The sequence below is a fragment of the Paenibacillus sp. USDA918EY genome (assembly GCF_009870825.1).
Lineage (GTDB): Bacteria > Bacillota > Bacilli > Paenibacillales > Paenibacillaceae > Paenibacillus_AQ > Paenibacillus_AQ albilobatus.
The window spans coordinates 1-1,756 of record NZ_WTWY01000043.1 but is presented as its reverse complement, the minus strand read 5'-3'; the positions used below and the strand labels follow the sequence as shown (position 1 = coordinate 1,756).

Genomic DNA, 1,756 nt, shown 5'->3' with positions numbered 1-1,756 from the left:
CCGAAATCCCGCTAGATTTTAATTTTAAAAATCACTTTCCCTTTCGGATGCGGGTTAAACGGGGAGATCCCCAATGTTACACGAAAAAACGGAAGGTCTTTTCCATTGGTTCATATTTTCCGATAAATGTAACGAGTAGCAAATGACCAGTGGAGGTATAACCAATGAAAACACGCATTAAGGGTCCGCAACAACCGTCGGTTCTAAATTCAGATCGTGCGACTTCGTCATATTTGCAAATAGGAAATCATGAGTATCTGTGGGATAAGGAAAGAAATTCAATCACTAGATACAACGAAAAAACGAAGATGCATGTGACAGTCACTTTCAGTGAGGAAGAAAATTCGGTTGTTGAGGACTTGATAAAGATGTTGACAGAAGAATACATCAACCAGTGTTTGCAGAGGGCGGGGAGTAACAAACAGGCTATTTCAGCTATATACAGGGAGCATAAGGACGGTGAATAAGACAAATGAACTAAAGTATTTGAAGCAGAGACTGGCCGATCTTCAGCAATATCTAAATAGAGAAATCGAAATGATAATGAACGATGTAAAGCGCCTTGAGGATATCGAATTTGAAAACCCTGAGAAGTTGGATTCTGCAGAGGGCATGAAAGATGCGGTTAGTACATGGGATCATCTTCCCGATGTACTTACACCAACCGATATACAGCAGATACTCAGGATCGGAAGGAACCAAACATACGATTTAATAAAATCGGGGCAGATCAACTATGTAAAAGCGGGAAGAAAATTATTAATCCCAAAATCTTCGTTTGTTAACTGGTTAGATGGAAAGGAAACAGCCCGTTGACGTCCTGTCTAATAATCCAGAAATTCTGTATCGATTATAGGTTCCAAAATTTATCGGCCCGGACGGAAGGATCGACTTCCCGAAGGGCCTTTAATATTTTTTTCATGACGATCGGTGAAGGGATATAACCAATTTTCGAACATGCCGCACTTGCGGTGTCCCTGTTAATCCCGGCTGACTTTGCAAGCTCTTCCTGCGTGATTCCCATAGTATCAATCCATTTGCCTAACGGAGTCCGTGGTTTTCCTAATCCAAACATTTATTCATCATCTCCCTTGGATTCTAGGATGTCCAGGCTCTGGTAAAAAATACATAGCTTTCGGAAAGTTTTCCGAATAGTAGACAAGCGGCGGCCCATACTATTCAACATACCGCAAGAACGATCCGCGGAATATTCCAACGGGAGGCTGAAACAATGATTACGTATGGGATTATTGGTGCCGTCACAATTTCGGCAGGTTTTCTCGAATTAAGGTTGAGGAATACAGGAAACGCACCGGGCGCCGTCGCAGCCAAGAGATTCGGACGCTTCTTTTTACTCGGTGCCGGCATTGCACTATCGTGGCAATGGATCGGCGCAATGATCGGGCTCCTGCATTAAACGGCGGGGTCGAGGGGGAATCCCCTCGTGATACCCAAATCTTTACCCACCCTTTATACCTGCTTTTATTCCGATAATTATTCCGAAAAGCGACGACGTCGTCGTGTTAGCTGCCTGACCAATACAATCCGTTTACTCTTCCAATATCCATTCGCTCACGGAATATGCCGCCTTTCGACGGAAAAGTGGCGACGTCGCCACATTTGCCTGTCCGCCATTCTTCCGATCGGATGAAACACCTCTAGTTTTGAGAGGAGGCCCCATCTATGTTTGGGTCCATCATTGGAATTGGATTTATTTGTGGGTCTGTATGTTCATTACTTCCTCATTTCTTCTCTT

4 protein-coding genes are annotated in these 1,756 nt (G+C 43.8%); 3 read left to right on the top strand and 1 reads right to left on the bottom strand.

Translation table 11 applies throughout. The annotated features are described in order from the left end of the window. The first annotated feature begins 164 nt into the window (after window positions 1-164). Both GQY55_RS30665 and GQY55_RS31725 read left to right on the top strand, forming a co-directional pair. Window positions 165-467 (top strand): hypothetical protein, encoded by a 303-nt coding sequence (locus tag GQY55_RS30665; protein ID WP_160045711.1) that lies wholly within the window; start codon window positions 165-167, stop codon window positions 465-467. Beyond that, the gene (locus GQY55_RS31725) at window positions 460-816 is read left to right on the top strand and encodes a helix-turn-helix domain-containing protein (protein ID WP_236575984.1); all 357 of its coding nucleotides are present in this window, start codon (window positions 460-462) and stop codon (window positions 814-816) included. Before GQY55_RS30665 ends, GQY55_RS31725 begins: the two co-directional genes overlap by 8 nt. A 34-nt stretch (window positions 817-850) precedes the next feature. Here the strand turns inward: GQY55_RS31725 and GQY55_RS30655 are convergent, their stop codons facing one another. Further along, window positions 851-1,024, bottom strand: coding sequence for a helix-turn-helix domain-containing protein (locus tag GQY55_RS30655; RefSeq protein WP_236575985.1), 174 nt, complete (start codon window positions 1,022-1,024; stop codon window positions 851-853). Window positions 1,025-1,231: 207 nt separating this feature from the next. Here GQY55_RS30655 and GQY55_RS30650 point away from each other — a divergent pair, with 207 nt between their 5' ends. After that, on the top strand, window positions 1,232-1,417 hold the full coding sequence (locus tag GQY55_RS30650) for a hypothetical protein (protein WP_160045709.1): 186 nt from the start codon (window positions 1,232-1,234) through the stop codon (window positions 1,415-1,417). Window positions 1,418-1,756: the final 339 nt, after the last annotated feature.

What these genes read in the sequence shown, in the direction of transcription:
- GQY55_RS30665 (WP_160045711.1), top strand. Translation starts at nt 165, where the DNA reads ATGAAAACACGCATTAAGGGTCCGCAACAACCGTCGGTTCTAAATTCA.
- GQY55_RS30655 (WP_236575985.1), bottom strand. Translation starts at nt 1,024, where the DNA reads ATGGGAATCACGCAGGAAGAGCTTGCAAAGTCAGCCGGGATTAACAGG.
- GQY55_RS30650 (WP_160045709.1), top strand. Translation starts at nt 1,232, where the DNA reads ATGATTACGTATGGGATTATTGGTGCCGTCACAATTTCGGCAGGTTTT.